Below are 18,356 nucleotides of genomic sequence, written 5' to 3' on the forward strand. Positions count from 1 at the left end.
CCGCAGCCGCAGCCGCAGCCGAACGAGCAGCCGAAGAAGCCGAACAAGCAACCCCCGACACCACCCCACCGTTCTAGCGTCCGGGCCGTTGATTCGAATCGAGCTCGAAGGTCACCCATCTGAGACTGTCGCAGTCAGTGGTGCTTCGGGTGTTGCCAACTACCGCAGGCGAACTGACGACTCAGGGTACTAGTCGTGCAACGCGCCCGCGGTGGCGCGGGCTGCGGCAAGGACCGCCGTCCCGGCTGCGGCCATCGGCTCCGTCGACCGCAGGCTGCGGCACAGCACGAAGGCTCCTTCCAAGGCACCCAGCGCAGCGAGCGCCAGCCGGCGGCAGTCCTCGTCGTCAAGGCCTGCGCTAGCGAACCAGTGCGCCAACAACGCGGTCCAGTCCTCGAAGACCTCGGCGGTGGCGGCTCGCAGGCGGTCGTTCGTGCTCGCCACCTCCAACGCGATCGTCTCGATCGAGCATGCCTCCGCGTAGTCCGTCGCTGCGAGCAGGGCTCCCGCGGCTTCGAACACGCCGGGGATGCCGTCGATCGGATCCGTTGCGGCCGAAAGCTGTTCGCCGACGAGCCGTGCGTACCGAACCCCCTCGGCGCGGATCACCTCTTCGCTGATCTGCTCCTTGCCCCCTGGGAAGTGGTGGTAGATCGACCCGAAGGCAGCGTTCGCCGCAGCCGCGATCTGTTTCAGCCCGGACGCGGGCATGCCCTGCCTGCGGTACAACTCGGCGGCCGCCAGGAGAATCCGCTCGCGCGTGTCCGGTTGTGCCATCGGTCGACTCCCGTCCCTTGCCCCGCGGTCAGCGTCGAGTGTAGCGTGCGACTAACTAGAACGATCTATCTAGGAGTGGTTCGTTGACCTCTGTACACGTGCCGGCGGGACCGATTCACTACGAAGACACGGGCGGCGCCGGGCCTGTCATCGTCTTCACCCACGGCCTGCTTATGACCGGGACGGTGTGGCGCGACGTGATTCCACTACTGGACACCTACCGGTGCATCACGCCGACGCTGCCGCTCGGCGCGCATCCGGAGCCGATGAATGCGGACGCCGATCTCACCCAACTCGGCGTGGCCCGCATCCTGGCCGACTTCCTCGACGCGTTGGATCTCGAGGAGGTAACGCTGGTGCTGAACGATTGGGGCGGTGGTCAATTCATCGTCACCGACGGACGGGATGGACGCGTCGCCCGACTCGTCCTGGCATCGTGCGAGGCCTTCGACAACTTCCCACCGAAACCCGCGCGACCGGCGGCATGGGTGTGCAGGCTTCCCGGCGGAGGTTGGGTGCTGTCGAAGATGCTGCACACCAAGTTCTTCCGACACAACCGCAGGACGTACGGCGGACTGAGCCAACGCGGCATCCCCGACAGCGTCTACGACGAATGGTTCCGTCCCGCGACGCAGAATCCCCTGGTCCGTCGCGACCTGGTCAAGTTCGCGACCGGCACGCCTGCGCGTCGGATCCTGCTCGACTGGGCCGGTCACCTCTCCCGCTTCACCCGTCCGGTGCTGATCGTGTGGGCACGCGACGACTTGATGATGCCGCTCGCCCACGCCCACCGGCTGGCCGAGACGTTCGACGACGCGACACTCGTCGAGGTGGACGACTCCTGGACGCTGATTCCCGTGGACCAGCCGCGACTGTTCGCCGACACCCTGCGCCGCTTCATCGGATCCGAGAAGTAGCTACTCCCCGGCGAGTTGGAACTCGATCATCGCGGCCACGGTTTCGACGGCATCCCGTAGCACATCGAGCCTGGCAGCCGCGGTCGGCGCCTCCAGCACCGAGTACCGATCCGCCTGGCCCATCGGTACCCGCGACGCCAACGCATACAGGCGCCTTCCCGCGTCGTCGCCGGGCTCCGGCTCGCCGAGCAGCCGGCCGCGCGGTGGCAGCGTCGCGCTCTGTGCCGCCGCGATCCGCTCGAACACCTCCATCACCCGGTCCTCGACGACACCGATGTCCCCGCCCGTCACGGTCATCCCCGGTTCGTCCGGCCATGGCTCCACGTCGGCTCTCGGATACGGGTCGTCCTCGAGCCACGCCGTCACCCGGATACGTTCTCGCATCTCGCATTCGAGTAGGTAGAGTCCATCACCCAAGTCCTGGCACTCCATGATGTGCGCCATCGAACCGACGTCGCACCGCGTATCCTCGCCACCGACCTCACGCCCTGCGGCGATCAGCACGACACCGAATTCCATTGCATCGCTGAGGCATTCGCGGACCAGCGCACCGTAGCGCGGCTCGAAGATGCGCAACGGCAGCTGTTCGCCCGGCAGTCGCACGGACTCCAACGGGAACATCGGTGTTATGGCCACGATTCGGAGTTCCCCATGTCGCCGCGCTCGAACCTAGAGAACCAACTCGGCGATCAGCGCATCGACGACCGCCCTCAGGTCCCCGTCGTGTTCCTCGGCGACCCGGCGCTGCCGTTGGTAGGACCCGCCGGACTGATAGATGCTCGACACCTGGGCCAGCTCGTCGGCGCAGCCCAGCGACTTCGCGACCGGCTCGAGCCGGTTCAGTATCTCGTCGAGGTCCTCGGTGACCAGCCGTTCGTTGCTGTCCTCGTCCAGGATGATCACCGCATCGAGGCCGTATCGCGCTGCGCGCCACTTGTTCTCCTGCACGTGCCAGGGCGGCATGGTCGGCAGATGCTCACCTGCATCGAGGCGACGGTCCAGGTCGACGATCAGGCAGTGCGTCAGCGCGACGAGCGCGCCCAGCTCGGCGACATTGGAGACGCCGTCGAAGATCCGCACTTCGACGGTGCCGAGATGAGGCGAAGGGCGGATGTCCCAACGGATCTCGTTCATGTGATCGATGATGCCGGTCTTCTTCTGATCGTGAACGAACTGCTCGAACTGCGACCACTCCTGGAAGTGGAACGGCAGACCCGCCGTCGGCAGCTGCTGGAACATCATGGCGCGGTTACTGGCATATCCGGTGTCACCGCCGTCCCAGTAGGGCGACGACGCGGACAGCGCGAGCAGATGTGGGTACTGGTCGAGAAGGGACGTGATGATCGGCATCACCTTGTGTGCGGAAGAGACCCCGACGTGCACGTGCACGCCCCAGATGAGCATCTGTCGACCCCACCACTGGGTCCGCTTGATCAGCTCGGCGTAGCGAGGCGCATCTGTCAGCTGCTCAGCCGACCACTTCGCGAAGGGATGAGTTCCCGCGCAGAACAACTCCATGCCGCGGTCGCGAACGATCCGGCGGGTGGGCCCCAGCGTGGCGCGCAGGTCGTCCATCGCTTCGGCGGAGTTGTCGCAGATGCCGGTGACGACCTCGACGGTGTTGCGCAGCAATTCCTTGTGCACATGCGGACTTTCGCCGATCTCGGCGATCACCCCGGCCGCTTCGTTGCTCAGCTCACGTGTCTCGGGGTCGACGAGGGCGAACTCCCACTCGACGCCGATCGTCTGTCGGGGTGAACCGGCGAAGTCGATCCGCTGAGGTCTCTGGGTGGCTGCTGCCTTACTGAGGGGATATGACACCGCACGCCACCCGCTTGCCGGCATCACCGGTGGCCATCGTGGTTTCGTCGGGGCCGGGCGTGCCGTTGACCTGCTGGTAGCGTTCCGGCGGGATGTTGGCGAAGTTGTCGGCCTTCTCGTGGATGATGATGGCCGTCTTCTGGCCTGCGAGCAGGTCCGCCGCGGTGAAGGAGTCGGTGGTGGTCACCAGGGAAGCCGAACCGTCGCCACGCACCTGCAGGGACGCCAGGTCGCCACTGGCCGGATGCGCGGTGTGGCCGGCCACCTGGAAGTGCGCACCTGCGGAGTTGAAGTCGGCAGGCGCCCCGCCGGTCGGCGCGACGGAGGCTGGCTCGCACTTGCCCACCGAATGGATGTGCAGGCCGTGGAAGCCCGGGGCCAGCTGGCCGGCCGCGGTGGTCTTCACCGTGATGGTTGCGAAGCCGCCCGAGAAGACGAACTGAGCGGACGCGACGGACGTGCCGTCTGCCGTCTTGATGTCGGCGGTCAGCGTCTCACCCGTGGGCGCCGTCGGTGCTCCGCCTTCGGCTTGCTGACCCGGCGCGGCCGACGGCGGCGGCGAACCAGTCCACACCGACGGCGTGGTACCGGGCTGCGTGGCGACCGGCTCGTTGGGGGAGCAGGCGCTCGCGATCGGAACGATGAGTGCCGCGGCGGCGAGGAAGCGAATCGGGGCAGAGATCGGCATGTCAAAGAGCCTAACTGGTGACGGCCACGATCACGCCGGGTGGCTGGTCTGCGACGGCCGGAGTTCTGGGTTCCACGGGCGCTTGGAGCAGAGCACCGATCTCGTCGGCGGCATCCTTCTCACCCGGCGCCTCGCCGAAGTACACGGTCGTGGCGGTCACGTCCGCGAGAGTGAGGTTTCCGGTTTCGGCGACGTCCCATTCGGCGTCGCGCAGGCGGGTCGCCGTTTCCTCGGCCAGACCGGCCACGTCGGAGAGGTTGTAGACCCGCACCTCGGGCTTTGCCGCAGCTGGCTGCGAGGATTCCGCCCTCGAGGTGGCGGCCGTCGTGACGGTGGTGGCCGAGCTCGACGAGCTGCTGTCGGTGTCGTCGCCGGAGCCGATGGCCTGGAACCCGACCAGCAGAAAGATCACACCGAGGAAGAGCAACACCATGACCATGGCGCGCAGGGGCAACCCGGAGGACTCTCGTTGATTCATCGCACTCACTGTATCGAGACGGGGTCTCGGGGTGAAAACCTCAGGTACCGATCACGTCACGTCGAAGCCGAGCCGGCGGGCCGCACGTGCCTTCTGGCGGCTGGCTCGGAGCCGACGCAGACGCTTGACCAGCATGGGATCGGCCGCGAGCGCTTCCGGGCGGTCGACCAGCGCGTTGAGGACCTGGTAGTAGCGCGTCGCCGACATCGAGAACAATTCCTTGATGGCGTCTTCCTTGGACCCTGCGTACTTCCACCACTGCCGCTCGAACGCGAGAATGTCGTGTTCACGGCGGGTCAGACCGTCGGCGAGGGCCGCGTCGTCCCCGGACTTTTCAGTCCGTGCAATGGCGCCGTCCATTTGCTCTGTGGACCCTTCCAGCAGTCAAGACATTCCGGTGGTGACGGCCCACATTCAACCACGGCCGACGGAGTAGAGCCGTGAGCCTGCCCGCGAGTCGGCTGACTTAAGCGTGCCCACTAATCTTCCTGCATGGCCGTAGTACCCATCCGCATCGTGGGAGATCCCATCCTGCACACCACGATCAGTCCCATCCCGGTTGGCGACGGCGGTTCGCTCCCTCCCGAGCTCGCGGAACTGATCGCGAATTTGTACGAAACGATGGACGCCGCCCACGGTGTCGGCTTGGCCGCCAATCAGATCGGCGTTTCCCAGCGCGTGTTCGTCTACGACTGCGCCGATGAGCGGGGCCGCCCGACCCGTCGCCGCGGCGTCGTCGTCAACCCGGTCCTCGAGACCTCCGAGGTGCCGGAGACGATGCCCGATCCCGACGACGACGACGAGGGCTGCCTGTCAGTGCCCGGCGAATCGTTCCCGACGGGACGGGCCAGTTGGGCTCGCGTCACGGGGTTGGACGCCGACGGCACACCGATCACGCTGGAGGGCTCCGGGCTGTTTGCTCGCATGCTCCAGCACGAGACCGGTCACCTCGACGGGTTTCTCTATCTCGACCGGTTGATCGGTCGGCACGCGCGCGCGGCGAAGCGCACCGTGAAGTCCAACGGCTGGGGCATACCGGATCTCTCGTGGACCCCCGGCGAGGATCCCGATCCGTTCGGGCACTAGTGCCTGAGCTGCCCGCGGTCGGCACCCGCGTCAGCCTGCGGTACCGCCTGCCCGCCGGGTCGGTGCCGCCGCTGAGCGACGTCGTCGGGGATCTGCTCGACGTCGGCCCCACGCTGCGGGTCCGCGACAAGCGTGGTGACGTGGTCGCCGTCGCCGCGGTCGACGTGGTGTCGATCAGGCCGTTGTCGGCCATGCCGGTGCGCACGTCCGAGATCCGCAACCTGGAGCATGCCGCCGCGCTCGCGTGGCCCGGCGTCGAGCAGCAGTGGATCGACGGGTGGCTGCTGCGGTTCGGCCACGGCAGCACCAGGCGCGGGAACTCCGCCGTGCCGCTGCTGCCATGGCCTCGTCCAGACCTCAGTGCGATCGTGGACTGGTACGCCGCTCGAGGGGCATCGCCGCTGATCGCCGCACCGGACCGGCTGTTCCGCGTACCACCCGGCCAACCGACCGACGGTGAGAACATCGTGATGGCAAGGCAATTGACCGGCCTCGTGGCGCCAGATGCGCCGAACGTCGCGCTGACGTCCCGGCCGGATGACGACTGGTTGGCCGTACATCCCCGCGGTGTGCCGATCGACGTCCTGACCGCGGTCGTCGACGGTGAGGTAACGTTCGCGAGCTTGGCTGGTGCCGCGGTGGGACGGGGCGCCGTCACCGTGGCACCCGACGGCACGCGGTGGGCAGGACTGTCGTCGGTGCACGTCGCCGACGGAGCCCGTCGCCGCGGCCTGGCCCGCGCGCTATGTGAGGCCCTTCTGGAGTGGGCCGTCGAACGCGGCGCCACCCGCGCCTACGTGCAGGTGCTCACCGACAACGCCGCGGCGACAACGCTCTACGAGGCGATGGGCTTCGGCGTGCATCACCGCTCGCGGTACCTGTCGCTAGGGTGAACCACGTGCGACTGGCCACCTGGAACGTCAACTCGATCCGCTCCCGCATCGACAGGGTTACCGACTGGCTGCAGCGCGGCGACGTCGACGTGCTCGCGATGCAGGAAACGAAGTGCACCGACGTCCAGTTCCCGACGATGCCGTTCGCGGCGCTCGGCTACGACGTCGTCCACTACGGACACAACCAGTGGAACGGGGTCGCGATCGCGTCGCGCGTCGGCCTCGACGACGTCCAGATGGGCTTCGGCGGGCAGCCGGCGTTCAATGACGCGGACGAGGCCAGGGCGATCGGTGCGACCTGCGGCGGGGTGCGGGTCTGGAGCCTGTACGTGCCCAACGGCCGCACCATCGGGGACCCGCACTACGCCTACAAGCTGGAATGGCTTGCCGCATTGCGGAATACCGCTTCTGACTTGCTGACGGACGACGACACTGCGCCGATCGCGCTCGTCGGGGACTGGAACATCGCCCCCACCGACGAGGATGTCTGGGACGTCGAGTTCTTCCGCGGCAGCACCCACGTGACCGAGCCCGAACGGGCGGCGTTCAACGCGTTCGCCGACGCACGGTTCACCGACGTGGTCAGACCGTTCACGCCGGGCCCTGGCGTGTACACGTACTGGGACTACACCCAACTGAGGTTCCCCAAGAAGCAGGGCATGCGCATCGACTTCATCCTCGGCTCACCGGCGCTGGCCTCGCGCGTCACGCATGCCGAAATCGTCCGCGACGAACGCAAGCCCGGCAAGAAGGGCACACCGGCGCCCAGCGATCACGCACCGGTGCTGGTCGATCTGAGCGCTAACGCTTGACGCCGATGGTGATCAGATCCGATACGGCCTGAGTCCACCAGGGCCTGCGAACCCGGCGCTGATCACTGACGGTGAACCCCGCCTCCTCGAACAGGGCGTATACCCGGTCCGGTGACGGATTGTGGGCTGGCGCCCACGTGGCTGCGGCGAACAGCTGCACCGGTAGGAGCTGGCGGGGACTGATCGTCGCGACGGCTACCACTCCGCCGGGCGCGAGTACGCGATGGAAGTCGCGCAACGCGGCCGGTTGATCGAAGAAGTGGAACGCCGAGGTGGTGACGACGGCGTCGAGGAATTCATCGGCGAACGGCAGTTGTTCGGCAGGCGCCTTCTTCCAGGACACCGACGACGACCGCCGCCGGGCCTGTGCGAGCATGCCGTCCGACATGTCGACCCCGTAGACCTCTTCGGGGAGCAACTCATCGGCTATCCGCGACGCGAGAATGCCGGTTCCGCAGGCGATGTCGGCCACCCGCCGCGATCCGCGGGACCGCAGTGCGGCGATCACCTCGTCTTGGGCAGGCTGGTAGACGAGCCGTTGCAGGCACCGCTGGTCGTACGCGGGTGCGGCGAGACTCCAGAACCGCGTGATCGAATCGTTGAGCGTTCTGCGCTGCAGGCTTCGCGCCTGCCCTCCGGACGTCGTCATGCCATCCACAGTAGAGATGAGCGGCTAAGGCGACGGTTTGGGCCGAATCGGCGTGTGGTGACCTGCGGCCAGCCACCACTGCCCATCACGCCTGACAAGGACGAACGTCGCCATCTCGGAGAACCTCCTCGGATCGGTGTCCGCGACCGGCGTCCCGTCCTCGCCCATGGCGACCCGTCGCACCTGCGCCACCGCGACCTCGGGTGCGGGTGCACCGACCCGCACGGTCTCATACCGGGACGACGCACCTCCGACGCGCCGGGGCAGCATCCGCCGGTGGACGTCGTGCAGGGTGTCGTACCCGAGAACGGTGTCGCCGTAGGGGGTTCCCCACAGCACGTCGTCGGCGAAGTGGGCGTTGAACGCGTCGGCGTCGCGGCCGTCGGCACCAGCCTGCAGTTCCGCGACGAAGGCGTCGACGGCGAGCCGCGCCTCCTCGAGGCGGTCCTCGTCGTCGGAGAGTGCGGGTCGGTCATCGGACATGGATTCACGCTAGGGGCTCAACCTGGCTTGAGGTCAACCGCGAGCGTGCGCGGACCGCCAAGAATCCCGGCGTGTCGCGGAGCAGACACGCACGCTCGCGGGAATGGACGGGACCTACACCTCGTTGTCGGCGTCCACCTCGGTGCCATACCGGCCCGCGCTGAACAGCGACGCCACCGCGCCGAGCAGCATCATCACCGCGGCGGCGATGAACACCACGGTCAGCCCGGAGTGGAACGGCTCGGTGATCAACTGCGGGAAGAACGTCTTGCCCGTGAGCAGGTCGGCATTCACCGCGGGATCCTGCAGAGCGCCCGAGGGACCCAGCAGCTCGCCCATCGGGTTGTAGCCCAGGAAGGCGGCGAACAGGCTGCCGACCGGCGGCAGGTTGGCCACATCGTGCGCGACGGACGCCGAAACACCTTGCGCCTGAAGGCCGCTGCTCATCGCCGACGGCAACGTGTTGGCAAGCCCAATGATCATCAGCGAGAAGAAGACGCCGATGGACAGCGACGAGCCCGCGTTGAAGAACGTCGCCCGGACGCCGGACGCGGCCCCTCGCTGGGCGGCAGGCACGCTCGACATGATCGCCGCGGTGTTGGGCGCAGTGAAGATGCCACCGCCGAGACCATTGAGAAAGACCAGGACGGCGAAGACCCAGTAGTTGAAGTTCACCGGGATCATCACCAGTGCGATGAAGGTCGCTGCCATCAGCAGCATGCCGCCGACGGTGAACGGTCGCGCGCCGAAGCGGTCGGACAGTGAGCCGGCAACGGGCCCGGCCACCAGGAAGCCGAACGTGATCGGCAGCAGGTAGATGCCCGCCCACAGCGGTGTGGACTCGAAGCTGTAGCCGTGCAGGGGAAGCCAGATCCCCTGCAGCCAGATGATGAGCATGAACTGCAGTCCGCCGCGTCCCATCGAGGACATCAGTCCGGCCAGGTTGCCCATGCCGAACGACGCGGACCGGAACAACCGGACGTCGACCATCGGGGATTTGACGTGCAGTTCGATGAAGCAGAACGCCACCAGGGACAGCAGGCCGAAGGCGATCGCCCCAAGCACCCACGGGTTGGTCCATCCGGTGGTGGAGTCGCCGTAGGGCTGGATGCCGTAGGTGATGCCTGCGAGCAGCACCGTCAAACCGACACCGAAGGTCAGGGTGCCCGGCCAGTCGAGCCGGCCTGCGGTGCGGGTGCCGAGTTCCCGCAGCGAGCGGACGCTCCAGATGGTGCCGAGGATGCCGATCGGCACGCCAACCCAGAAGATGGCCTTCCAGTGCCATTCGGACAGGAACCCGCCGATGAGCAGGCCGAGGAACGATCCGGCGACGGCGGACACCATGTTGACGCCGAGCGCCATGCCACGCTGGTTGGCCGGGAAGGCATCGGTGAGGATCGCCGACGACGACGCCATCAGCATCGCCCCGCCGACACCCTGGATCACGCGCCAGCCGATCAGCCAGAGGGCGCCGCCACCGAGATGGAACGGATCGAACGACAGGGCGACCGCGGCGAGGGTGAAGACCACGAAACCCCAGTTGTAGATGCGGACCCGGCCCAGCATGTCGCCGAGGCGGCCGAAGGGGACCACCAGGACCGCGGTCACCACCAAATAGCCCATCAGCATCCACAGCAGATAGCTGACATTGCCGGGGGCGAGTGGGTTGAGCCCGATGCCGCGGAAGATCGCGGGCAGTGAGATCAGGACGATTGAGGCGTTGATGGTGGCCAGCAGCGTGCCGAGCGTGGTGTTGGACAGCACCACCCACTTGTAGTGAGGGTGGTCGTGGTCCATCCGCCGACGCCGCGTGGCAGTTTCGGCGAGCGCCGCGTCGGGCGTCTCGAGGTCAGTCATCAGCTTCGGTTACCTATCGAAATCATGGAATCGAGGGCCGCGTCGCCCAAAACACATACGTTAGCTATACAAAACAACTTGGGGCAATTCCATTCCCTCCCATTTCCGTCACATCACCCCTCAAAAAGCACATCACCCCTCAAAAAGCCCCCGCGCGCTTGCGGTACGTTGAGACCCGTCCGCGCGGGAGCGCACACCTGGTGCGCTGAGAGGACGGCTTGAGCTTGATATTCGCACCGCGAATGGGGGCCGTCGACCGTATGAACCTGACCGGGTAATGCCGGCGTAGGGAGGGGAAAATTGTGAACTATCTACCGCTCACCCCGCCCGGGCAGACGCCGCTGCGCGTGATGACGATCGCAGGCTCCGACTCCGGCGGCGGTGCGGGCATCCAGGCCGACCTGCGCACGTTCGCCCTGCTGGGCGTGCACGGCTGCGTCGCGGTGGCTGCGGTCACCGTACAGAACTCCGTCGGTGTGAAGGGCTTTCACGAGATCCCCCTCGACGTCATCACCGGGCAGATCCGGGCCGTCGCCGAGGACATCGGTATTCAGGCCGCCAAGACGGGGATGCTGGCGTCGTCGGACATCATCGGGGCGGTGGCGGAGACGTGGCGCGGCCTGGATGCTGAAGACGTGGCGGCACCGCTCATCGTCGACCCCGTCTGCGCCTCCATGCACGGCGACCCGCTGTTGCACCCGTCCGCGTTGGACGCGCTTCGCCACGAACTCTTTCCGCTTGCCACGCTGGTCACGCCAAACCTCGACGAGGTACGGCTCATCGTGGGCATAGAGGTCATCGATGCCGCCACCCAGCGCGATGCGGCACGGGCCCTGCACGCACTCGGCCCGAAGTGGGCGCTGGTCAAGGGCGGCCACCTTCGCTCGTCGTCGCACAGCCAGGACCTGCTCTTCGACGGCACCGACTTCCACGAGTTCGACGCCGAACGCATCGACACCGGCCACGATCACGGCGCGGGAGACACCCTCGCGGCTGCGACGGCATGCGCGCTGGCACACGGCTACTCGGTGCCGGACGCGGTGGCGTTCGCCAAGCAGTGGGTCACCGAATGTCTGCGTGCCGCGTACCCGTTGGGCCATGGCCACGGCCCGGTGTCCCCGCTCTTCAGGCTCGGTGCCGACGAGCGCTCGCGCGAGGAGCAGTGATGCCGATGGATCTTGACGTCATCGCGGGCATCGCGCACGAGCCGGCGGGCGCGCCCTTGGGGGCAGTGGTGCTCACCCACGGAGCCGGCGGCAGCCGAGACTCGCCGCTGCTGGTCAGGGTCTGCGACCAGTGGGCCGGGCGGGGCTGGCTGGCGGTCCGTTTCAACCTGCCCTACCGGCGGCGCAGGCCGAAGGGTCCACCGTCGGGGTCCGCCAAGACCGATCAGGCGGGTGTCGTCGAGGCGGTCGAGCTGGCTCGCACCCTCGTCGACGGTCGGGTCCTCGCGGGCGGGCACTCCTACGGCGGTCGCATGACGTCGATGGCGGTGGCCGACGGCCTGCCCGTCGACGTCCTCACCCTGTTCTCCTATCCGCTGCACCCACCGGGCAAGCCCGAACGCGCACGCACCGAACACCTGCCCCGCATCGGCGCGCCGACCGTCTTCACCCACGGCACCTCGGATCCCTTCGGCACCATCGACGAAGTGCGGGCCGCCGCGGCACTCATCGGTGCGCCCACCGAGGTCATCGAGGTCACCGGCGCCCGTCACGACCTTGGCTCCAAGACCCTCGACGTCCCCGCGCTCGCGGTCGACGCCGCACTACGGTCGCTGCGGCCCTGATCCTGCTATCTTTGCCGGGATGAGCTGGCCCTCGGGAGATCCCAATCAGCCGCCCGCGTACGGACCCCCGCCCCCGCCCCAGTACGGGCCGCCGGGCGTTCCGCCACCTCCCCCGATGCCCTATCAACAGGGTCCGTACGGGCCTCCAGGCCAATACGGACCACCGCCGGCGGGCTACCCGTACCCGGCGCCGAAGAAGTCACACCGGGGCTTGATCATCGGTCTGGTGGTCCTCGGCGTGGTCCTGCTCGGCGGTCTCGCTGCTGCCGTGGTCGTCTTCGTGGTCGCGACGAAGGACAAGGTCATCGCCACCAACCTGACCACGGGCGACTGCATCACCGACATCCCGGACGGCACGCTGGTGCAGATCGTGTCGAAGACCGACTGCAGCGAGCCGCACGCCGGTGAGGTGTACGCGGTGCTGAGCATGCCGGACGGCGAGTATCCCGGTCAGTCGACGATCAACGAGTGGCAGAACAAGTGCCCGGCCGAGCTGGCGTCCTACTCCGCCGATGCCGCCACGGACGATTCGATCGGCGTGTTCGTGCTGTATCCGACGTCCGAGACATGGGCCCAGGGCGACCGCGAGATCGTCTGCATGGCCACCACCGAGGACAAGCGGACCGGGTCGATCAAGGGGTAGCGGTTAACGTCCAGATACCTACCCAGTACCTGAGGTACCGTCTTCCCCATGACTTCGGCGCACTTCGACGCGGTCATCGTAGGGGCTGGCTTCGCCGGAATCGGCGCAGCCATTCAGCTCAACCGGCTGGGCTACGACGACTATGTGATCTTGGAGCGCGAGGACGACCTCGGCGGCACTTGGTACGTCAATCACTACCCGGGTCTGGCGGTCGACGTCCCGACCACCACCTACTCGTACTTCTTCGAACCCAACCCGAACTGGTCCTGTCTGTTCACGCCGGGTCCGGAAATCAAGCAGTACGCCGACGACGTCGCCTCGAAGTACGACATCCGCAGGCACATGCGCTTCAACACGATCGTCGAGGGTGCGCGCTGGGACGAGGACGCGAGCGCGTGGCGCGTCGCACTGGCCGGCGGTGAGACGCTGCTGGCGCGCTACCTGATCACCGCCACGGGATTCCTGTCGCAGCCGAAGGTGCCGAAGATCCCGGGCATCGAGAGCTTCGAGGGCAAGGTCGTCCACACCACCGAGTGGGAGGACGACTACGACGCCGCCGGACGCCGCATCGCGGTGATCGGAACCGGTGCCACCGCCGTACAGCTGATCCCAGAACTCGCCAAGCGGGCCGCAGATCTCACCGTCTATCAGCGGACCCCGATCTGGGTGGTGCCGAAGATCGACCTGCGCTTCGGCGAGCGCACCAAACGGCTGTTCGCACGAATCCCGTTGACGCAGCGCGTTCTTCGCTGGCTGACCGATTCGATCTACGAGGTCATGGTCTCCGTCGGGGTGAGGCACTACCGCACCTTCCGCGGGCGGTTCAACGTCTCGGCTTCCGATCTGTCCACGCTCCACCGATTCGCAGTGATCCGCGATGCCGAGTTGCGTCGCCGCCTGACGCCCCACTACGACTTCGGCTGTAAGCGCCCGACGTTCTCCAACGGCTACTATCGCGCGTTGACCAAACCCCATGTGCACCTGCAGGACAGCGGCATCGACCACGTCGAGGCCGACGGCATCGTCGGCAACGACGGCACCAAGAACGTCATCGACACGCTGGTGCTGGCCACGGGTTTCGACCTGTGGGAAGCCAACTTCCCCGCGGTCGAGATCATCGGGCGCGACGGCCGCGATCTCGGAAAGTGGTGGCGTGACACCAGATTCCAGGCGTATCAGGGTGTTTCGATGCCGTACTTCCCTAATTACCTGAGCCTGGCCAGTCCGTACGCGTTCCTCGGGTTGAACTTCTTCAACACCATGGAGTACCAGATGCGGCTGATGGATCGGCTGTTCACCGAGGTCAAGCGACGCGGGGCGACGACGTTCGAGGTCACCGAGGACGCCAATACGGCCTTCCTGGACCGGATGACCGAACTCCTCGGGGACTCGCTGTTCACGACCGGCAACTGCGCAGGAGCCCATTCGTACTACTTCAACCCAGCAGGAGAGCCGACGCTCTTGCGGCCGTCGTCGACGGAGACGGCAATCAAGGAGGCGTCGGAGTTTCCCCTGAGTGACTTTTCAATTGCCTGATCGGAGAGGACTCCCCGTGTCTTACCAAAAGGCGGCCTACGAGAAGAAGGACTCACGCGCAGCCGTGTTCGGCGGGCTCGTCCTGGCCGGGACCGGGGTCTCGCACTTCGTCCGGCCCCAGGCGTTCGAGGGGATCACCGTGTCCGCCTTCCCGCGCGACACCCGCAAGCACATCTACGTCAACGGCGGCATCGAGACGGCGATCGGTCTCGGGTTCGCCGCTCGAAAGACCAGGAAGCTGGCCGTCGTCGGCCTTCTCGCGTATGGCGCCTACCTCGGGGCCAACATCGCCCGCAACCGGTAATCACCGACGCCGTCGATGCGCCCGACGGCAAACACCGCAAGCGAATCCACAGACAGTCACCTCCAGCTTCCGCGGTTTCCGGCGGGTCTGCAGTTACTCTGCTCGAGGTGCCCCCTGTTACCAGAGTGACTGATGTGCCGATGCTGTCGCGTCGTCGCGTTCTCATGGGCGTGGTGGCCTCGGCGGCGGGCATCGCCCTGGTCCGCTGCGGGGTGAGCGCCTCCAGCCAGGCCGCTCAGGCGCCCGCTCCGGTGGCGGCCGTCGGGCCACCTCTCCCGCCGGAGTGGCCGACGCTGTTGCCGCCACCGCCGGCCGGGGCGCGGATGACGCTCCCCGGCGGCGGGGTGCTCAGCGCCCTACCCGGTCCTGGTGGCGATCTGCTGTCGCTCACCCTCGACGACGGCGTCGACACCGGGGTGGTCCGCGGCTATTGCCAGCTGGCCAAGGACACCGGCATTCGCCTCACGATGTTCGTGACCGGGGTCTATTCGTCGTGGACCGAGAATCGCGACGCGTTGCTGCCGCTGGTGGAGTCGGGCCAGGTGCAGCTGGGCAACCACACGTGGATTCACCCGGACCTCACCAAGCTGACGGGGGCCCGGATCGCCGACGAGCTGAGGCACACGGATCAGTTCCTCAGGGACACCTTCGGCGTGGATGCCACGCCTTACTACCGGCCGCCGTACGGCGCCTACAACGATCTGGTCCAGTCGGTGGCTGGGGATTTCGGCTATACCGAGACCGCGCTGTGGAACGGCAATCTCGGCGACGACCAGATCCTCGCCCCGCGGGACGTGGTCGCGAACGCCGACAAGTACTACACGGCGAACTCAGTCGTGATCGCTCACCTCAACCACCCGCCGGTCACCACCGTCTATCACGAACTCGTCGACATCATCGGGGACCGCAACCTGCGCACGGTGACCCTCAACGACGTCTTCCTCAAACCAGAGGCGGCCCGCCTGACGTCGGCCTACCCCGGCTAACCTCTAGGCCGTGGCATCGCCCGAGCAACCCGCCCTACGGCGGAGGCTTGGCACCGCGGACGCCGTCGTCATCGGGCTCGGCTCGATGCTGGGCGCGGGGATCTTCGTCGCGCTGGCGCCCGCCGCCGCGGCCGCCGGGTCGGCGCTCCTCGTCGGCCTCGCCGTCGCCGCGGTCGTCGCCTACTGCAACGCCACGTCGTCGGCCCGGCTCGCCGCTCGCTACCCAGAGTCGGGTGGCACCTACGTGTACGGGCGCGAACGCCTCGGGCCGTTCTGGGGATACACCGCGGGCTGGTGCTTCGTCGTCGGCAAGACCGCATCGTGTGCCGCGATGGCACTCACGGTCGGCGTCTACGCGTGGCCCGCGTACGCACACGCCGTGGCGGTCGCGGCCGTGGTCGCGTTGACGGTGGTGAACACCGTCGGCGTCCAGAAGTCGGTGTGGCTCACCCGCGTCATCGTCGCAGGGGTGCTGGCGGTCCTGGCCGCGGTCGTCGTCGTGATCGTCGGATCCGGTGATGCCGAAATCTCCCGTCTGTCGGTCGGCGCAGGCGTGACGGTCCTTGGCGTGCTCCAGTCCGCGGGGCTGCTGTTCTTCGCGTTCGCGGGCTATGCGCGCATCGCCACGCTCGGGGAGGAGGTGCGCGACCCCGCCAGGACGATTCCGCGGGCCATCCGCGTCGCGCTGTTCGCCACATTGGCGGTCTACGCGGTCGTCGCAGGCACGGTCCTGGCCCAACTGGGCAGTGCGGCAATGGCTTCCGCGACGGCGCCACTGGCCGACGCGGTGACCGCCGCGGGCCACCCCGGCTGGGCTCCAGTCGTAAGGGTAGGGGCAGCCGTCGCCGCGCTCGGCTCCCTGTTGGCGTTGACTCTCGGCGTGTCCCGCACGGTGCTCGCCATGGCCCGCGACCGCCACCTGCCCCCCGCTCTCGCCGCGGTGCATCCCCGGTTCAACAGCCCGCATCGCGCGGAAGTGGCGGTAGGCGCCGTGGTCGCCGTCCTCGCTGCCACGCTCGACCTGCGCGGCGCCATCGGCTTCTCGTCCTTCGCCGTGCTGGTGTATTACGCGATCGCCAACGCATCGGCATTCACCCTTGGCGCGAGGGTGATCCCCGTCGCAGGCCTGATCGGCTGCCTGATGCTCGCAGTCACACTGCCGCTGACGTCGGTGGTCGTCGGCACCGGCGTCCTACTGGTCGGCGCAGCGGCGTACGCATTCCGTCGCCCGTAGTCTCGTGATCCGAGTGAGCCAGTCGCCAAACTAGACAGTTTCAACTGTTCAGTTTAAGCTGTCGATATGGGGCAGGTCAGTGAGTCGGCGGTAGCAGCGGCGCGCGATCTGCGCGTGATGTTCAGCAGGCTGCGCAGGCGACTGCTCGAGGTCGCCACTGCTGAGGACCTGACGCCGTCCCAGACCGCGGTCCTGATCCGACTCATCAAGGACGGCCCCGCATCGACCAGTCAGCTGGCCGGCGCGGAACGCGTGCGCCCGCAGTCCATGGCGACCACGCTGGCCGGCCTCGACCGCCATGGGTTGATTGTTCGCACGCCAGATCCCGAGGATGGGCGTCGGCAGCTGATCGCGCTCACCGAAGGCGGCCGCAGGCACGCCGACAAGGATCGCAAGGTGCGCGAGGAGTGGCTGGTGCTCGCCATGGAGGACCGCTACAGCGAACCGGAGCGCCGCGTCATCAACGAAGCATTGACGCTTCTGGAAAGACTCAACGACTAACGAAAGGCTATTGATCACAATGGAATTAGGCGTTCACCACATCGACTTCCTGCCCGGCGCGCCGGAGAAGCTCGGGCCGACCCTCGCCGCGACCGCGAAGGCGGCCGAGGATGCCGGGGCTGGCATGTTCACCCTGGCCGACCACCTCTTCCAGATGGAGGCGATGGGCCGCGCCGAGGACCCCTTCCTCGAGGGCTACACGTCGATGGGCTTCCTGGCCGGTCAGACCGACCGCATCCCCCTGACCATGCTCGTCACCGGCGTGACCTACCGGTATCCCGGTGTGCTGGCCAAGACCATGACGACGCTCGACGTGCTGTCGCAGGGCCGCTCGATGTTCGGCATCGGCGCCGCCTGGTACGAGCGCGAGCATCTGGCGCTCGGCGTGCCGTATCCCCCTGTCAAGGATCGGTTCGAGATGCTGGAGGAGACACTGCAGATCTGCCAGCAGATGTGGAGCGACGTCGACGGCCCCTACGAGGGCAAGCACTACCGGTTGGCCGAGACCATCTGTCAGCCACAGCCGATCCGGCGGCCGCCGATCCTCATCGGCGGCGATGGAGAGAAGAAGACCCTGCGCCTTGTCGCGCAGTACGCCGACGTGTGGAACTCCACGTCGGGAATCGACGAGCTGCCGCACAAGATCGACGTGCTGCGCAGGCATTGCGACGACGTGGGCCGTGACTTCTCCGACATCCGGCTCACCGCAGGCTTCTTCGTCGATCCGTTCGCCGATCTCGACAAGTATCTGCGCAGCGTCGAGCAGTTCGCCGCACTGGGCTTCGATTTGCTCAACGCCGGCCCCTTTCCCGGAAATCCCGATCCGGTCGGCTGGGTGAAACGGCTTGGCGACGAGGTCATTCCACGACTCCCCAGATAGTCGGCTGGCGACATGGGCTCCG

At 67.2% G+C, this 18,356-nt stretch carries 22 protein-coding genes and 1 riboswitch; of the genes, 13 read left to right on the top strand and 9 right to left on the bottom strand.

What is annotated here, in order from left to right:
• Positions 1 to 189 precede the first annotated feature (189 nt).
• Complete coding sequence (locus tag QOI01_RS02985; RefSeq protein ID WP_526378455.1) at positions 190 to 777, bottom strand: TetR/AcrR family transcriptional regulator; 588 nt, start codon at positions 775 to 777, stop codon at positions 190 to 192.
• A gap of 83 nt (positions 778 to 860) precedes the next feature.
• On the opposite strand from QOI01_RS02985, the gene QOI01_RS02990 reads away from it, so the two are divergent.
• Complete coding sequence (locus QOI01_RS02990) at positions 861 to 1,694, top strand: alpha/beta fold hydrolase (protein WP_526378457.1); 834 nt, start codon at positions 861 to 863, stop codon at positions 1,692 to 1,694.
• Here QOI01_RS02990 and QOI01_RS02995 read toward each other — a convergent pair whose 3' ends face one another.
• Genes QOI01_RS02995 through napA form a run of 5 tightly spaced genes read right to left on the bottom strand, consistent with a single transcriptional unit; the run spans position 1,695 to position 5,041 of the window.
• Positions 1,695 to 2,315: an LON peptidase substrate-binding domain-containing protein gene (locus tag QOI01_RS02995; protein WP_526378513.1), complete on the bottom strand. Its 621-nt coding sequence runs from the start codon at positions 2,313 to 2,315 to the stop codon at positions 1,695 to 1,697. It lies immediately after the preceding gene.
• 48 nt (positions 2,316 to 2,363) lie between these two features.
• The gene (locus QOI01_RS03000) at positions 2,364 to 3,539 is read right to left on the bottom strand and encodes a glutamate--cysteine ligase (RefSeq protein ID WP_526378515.1); all 1,176 of its coding nucleotides are present in this window, start codon (positions 3,537 to 3,539) and stop codon (positions 2,364 to 2,366) included.
• Positions 3,496 to 4,203, bottom strand: coding sequence for a superoxide dismutase[Cu-Zn] (sodC, locus tag QOI01_RS03005; protein ID WP_526378459.1), 708 nt, complete (start codon positions 4,201 to 4,203; stop codon positions 3,496 to 3,498). The genes QOI01_RS03000 and sodC overlap by 44 nt, the downstream gene beginning before the upstream one ends.
• A gap of 10 nt (positions 4,204 to 4,213) precedes the next feature.
• Positions 4,214 to 4,681 (bottom strand): LytR C-terminal domain-containing protein, encoded by a 468-nt coding sequence (locus tag QOI01_RS03010; RefSeq protein WP_526378461.1) that lies wholly within the window; start codon positions 4,679 to 4,681, stop codon positions 4,214 to 4,216.
• A 51-nt stretch (positions 4,682 to 4,732) separates the two neighbouring features.
• On the bottom strand, positions 4,733 to 5,041 hold the full coding sequence (gene napA / locus QOI01_RS03015) for a nucleoid-associated protein NapA (protein ID WP_293240964.1): 309 nt from the start codon (positions 5,039 to 5,041) through the stop codon (positions 4,733 to 4,735).
• A gap of 132 nt (positions 5,042 to 5,173) precedes the next feature.
• Between napA and QOI01_RS03020 the strand changes: the two genes are divergently transcribed.
• From QOI01_RS03020 to QOI01_RS03030, 3 genes are read left to right on the top strand one after another with little or no spacing between them, the layout of a single operon-like run.
• Complete coding sequence (locus QOI01_RS03020) at positions 5,174 to 5,767, top strand: peptide deformylase (RefSeq protein ID WP_526378463.1); 594 nt, start codon at positions 5,174 to 5,176, stop codon at positions 5,765 to 5,767.
• The gene (locus QOI01_RS03025) at positions 5,767 to 6,660 is read left to right on the top strand and encodes an N-acetylglutamate synthase, CG3035 family (protein WP_526378465.1); all 894 of its coding nucleotides are present in this window, start codon (positions 5,767 to 5,769) and stop codon (positions 6,658 to 6,660) included. Before QOI01_RS03020 ends, QOI01_RS03025 begins: the two co-directional genes overlap by 1 nt.
• Before the next feature lie 5 nt (positions 6,661 to 6,665).
• Positions 6,666 to 7,472: an exodeoxyribonuclease III gene (locus tag QOI01_RS03030; protein WP_526378467.1), complete on the top strand. Its 807-nt coding sequence runs from the start codon at positions 6,666 to 6,668 to the stop codon at positions 7,470 to 7,472.
• Here the strand turns inward: QOI01_RS03030 and QOI01_RS03035 are convergent.
• From QOI01_RS03035 to QOI01_RS03045, 3 genes are all read right to left on the bottom strand, one after another.
• Entirely contained in the window at positions 7,462 to 8,121 is a 660-nt protein-coding gene (locus tag QOI01_RS03035) for a class I SAM-dependent methyltransferase (protein WP_526378469.1), read from the bottom strand. The genes QOI01_RS03030 and QOI01_RS03035 overlap by 11 nt on opposite strands.
• Before the next feature lie 24 nt (positions 8,122 to 8,145).
• On the bottom strand, positions 8,146 to 8,604 hold the full coding sequence (locus tag QOI01_RS03040; RefSeq protein WP_526378471.1) for an SgcJ/EcaC family oxidoreductase: 459 nt from the start codon (positions 8,602 to 8,604) through the stop codon (positions 8,146 to 8,148).
• 114 nt (positions 8,605 to 8,718) lie between these two features.
• A complete protein-coding gene (locus QOI01_RS03045) occupies positions 8,719 to 10,461 on the bottom strand; it encodes an MFS transporter (RefSeq protein WP_526378473.1) in 1,743 nt (580 codons plus the stop codon).
• A 173-nt stretch (positions 10,462 to 10,634) separates the two neighbouring features.
• Positions 10,635 to 10,770, top strand: a riboswitch (TPP riboswitch).
• On the opposite strand from QOI01_RS03045, the gene thiD reads away from it, so the two are divergent.
• The 9 genes from thiD (at position 10,764) to QOI01_RS03090 (ending at position 18,334) form a co-directional block, all read left to right on the top strand.
• Positions 10,764 to 11,627: a bifunctional hydroxymethylpyrimidine kinase/phosphomethylpyrimidine kinase gene (thiD, locus tag QOI01_RS03050; RefSeq protein ID WP_526378475.1), complete on the top strand. Its 864-nt coding sequence runs from the start codon at positions 10,764 to 10,766 to the stop codon at positions 11,625 to 11,627. (Overlaps the previous riboswitch by 7 nt.)
• A 5-nt stretch (positions 11,628 to 11,632) precedes the next feature.
• The gene (locus QOI01_RS03055) at positions 11,633 to 12,250 is read left to right on the top strand and encodes an alpha/beta hydrolase family protein (protein ID WP_526378517.1); all 618 of its coding nucleotides are present in this window, start codon (positions 11,633 to 11,635) and stop codon (positions 12,248 to 12,250) included.
• A gap of 19 nt (positions 12,251 to 12,269) precedes the next feature.
• On the top strand, positions 12,270 to 12,893 hold the full coding sequence (locus tag QOI01_RS03060) for a septum formation family protein (protein WP_526378477.1): 624 nt from the start codon (positions 12,270 to 12,272) through the stop codon (positions 12,891 to 12,893).
• 48 nt (positions 12,894 to 12,941) lie between these two features.
• A complete protein-coding gene (locus QOI01_RS03065; RefSeq protein WP_526378479.1) occupies positions 12,942 to 14,429 on the top strand; it encodes a flavin-containing monooxygenase in 1,488 nt (495 codons plus the stop codon).
• A 16-nt stretch (positions 14,430 to 14,445) separates the two neighbouring features.
• Positions 14,446 to 14,733 carry a DoxX-related protein gene (locus QOI01_RS03070; protein ID WP_526378481.1) on the top strand — a complete coding sequence of 96 codons (288 nt, stop codon included), beginning with the start codon at positions 14,446 to 14,448 and terminating at the stop codon, positions 14,731 to 14,733.
• A gap of 143 nt (positions 14,734 to 14,876) precedes the next feature.
• Positions 14,877 to 15,719 carry a polysaccharide deacetylase family protein gene (locus QOI01_RS03075; protein ID WP_526378519.1) on the top strand — a complete coding sequence of 281 codons (843 nt, stop codon included), beginning with the start codon at positions 14,877 to 14,879 and terminating at the stop codon, positions 15,717 to 15,719.
• Between the two features lie 10 nt (positions 15,720 to 15,729).
• Positions 15,730 to 16,953: an amino acid permease gene (locus tag QOI01_RS03080; RefSeq protein ID WP_526378483.1), complete on the top strand. Its 1,224-nt coding sequence runs from the start codon at positions 15,730 to 15,732 to the stop codon at positions 16,951 to 16,953.
• Between the two features lie 66 nt (positions 16,954 to 17,019).
• Positions 17,020 to 17,454, top strand: a complete 435-nt coding sequence (locus QOI01_RS03085) for a MarR family winged helix-turn-helix transcriptional regulator (protein WP_526378485.1) — start codon at positions 17,020 to 17,022, stop codon at positions 17,452 to 17,454.
• Positions 17,455 to 17,473: 19 nt separating this feature from the next.
• Complete coding sequence (locus QOI01_RS03090; RefSeq protein WP_526378487.1) at positions 17,474 to 18,334, top strand: LLM class F420-dependent oxidoreductase; 861 nt, start codon at positions 17,474 to 17,476, stop codon at positions 18,332 to 18,334.
• Positions 18,335 to 18,356 lie beyond the last annotated feature (22 nt).

The sequence above is a fragment of the Mycobacterium sp. genome (genome assembly GCF_032162605.1).
In the GTDB taxonomy this organism is placed as follows: domain Bacteria; phylum Actinomycetota; class Actinomycetes; order Mycobacteriales; family Mycobacteriaceae; genus Mycobacterium.

Excerpts from the sequence above, each read along its gene's own strand:
- QOI01_RS03065 (WP_526378479.1), top strand. The coding sequence starts at position 12,942 with ATGACTTCGGCGCACTTCGACGCGGTCATCGTAGGGGCTGGCTTCGCC.
- QOI01_RS02985 (WP_526378455.1), bottom strand. The coding sequence starts at position 777 with ATGGCACAACCGGACACGCGCGAGCGGATTCTCCTGGCGGCCGCCGAG.
- QOI01_RS02995 (WP_526378513.1), bottom strand. The coding sequence starts at position 2,315 with ATGTTCCCGTTGGAGTCCGTGCGACTGCCGGGCGAACAGCTGCCGTTG.
- sodC (WP_526378459.1), bottom strand. The coding sequence starts at position 4,203 with ATGCCGATCTCTGCCCCGATTCGCTTCCTCGCCGCCGCGGCACTCATC.
- QOI01_RS03045 (WP_526378473.1), bottom strand. The coding sequence starts at position 10,461 with ATGACTGACCTCGAGACGCCCGACGCGGCGCTCGCCGAAACTGCCACG.
- QOI01_RS03090 (WP_526378487.1), top strand. The coding sequence starts at position 17,474 with ATGGAATTAGGCGTTCACCACATCGACTTCCTGCCCGGCGCGCCGGAG.
- QOI01_RS03020 (WP_526378463.1), top strand. The coding sequence starts at position 5,174 with ATGGCCGTAGTACCCATCCGCATCGTGGGAGATCCCATCCTGCACACC.
- napA (WP_293240964.1), bottom strand. The coding sequence starts at position 5,041 with ATGGACGGCGCCATTGCACGGACTGAAAAGTCCGGGGACGACGCGGCC.
- QOI01_RS03040 (WP_526378471.1), bottom strand. The coding sequence starts at position 8,604 with ATGTCCGATGACCGACCCGCACTCTCCGACGACGAGGACCGCCTCGAG.
- QOI01_RS03000 (WP_526378515.1), bottom strand. The coding sequence starts at position 3,539 with ATGCCGGCAAGCGGGTGGCGTGCGGTGTCATATCCCCTCAGTAAGGCA.
- QOI01_RS03085 (WP_526378485.1), top strand. The coding sequence starts at position 17,020 with ATGGGGCAGGTCAGTGAGTCGGCGGTAGCAGCGGCGCGCGATCTGCGC.
- QOI01_RS03010 (WP_526378461.1), bottom strand. The coding sequence starts at position 4,681 with ATGAATCAACGAGAGTCCTCCGGGTTGCCCCTGCGCGCCATGGTCATG.
- QOI01_RS03060 (WP_526378477.1), top strand. The coding sequence starts at position 12,270 with ATGAGCTGGCCCTCGGGAGATCCCAATCAGCCGCCCGCGTACGGACCC.
- QOI01_RS03035 (WP_526378469.1), bottom strand. The coding sequence starts at position 8,121 with ATGACGACGTCCGGAGGGCAGGCGCGAAGCCTGCAGCGCAGAACGCTC.
- QOI01_RS03055 (WP_526378517.1), top strand. The coding sequence starts at position 11,633 with ATGGATCTTGACGTCATCGCGGGCATCGCGCACGAGCCGGCGGGCGCG.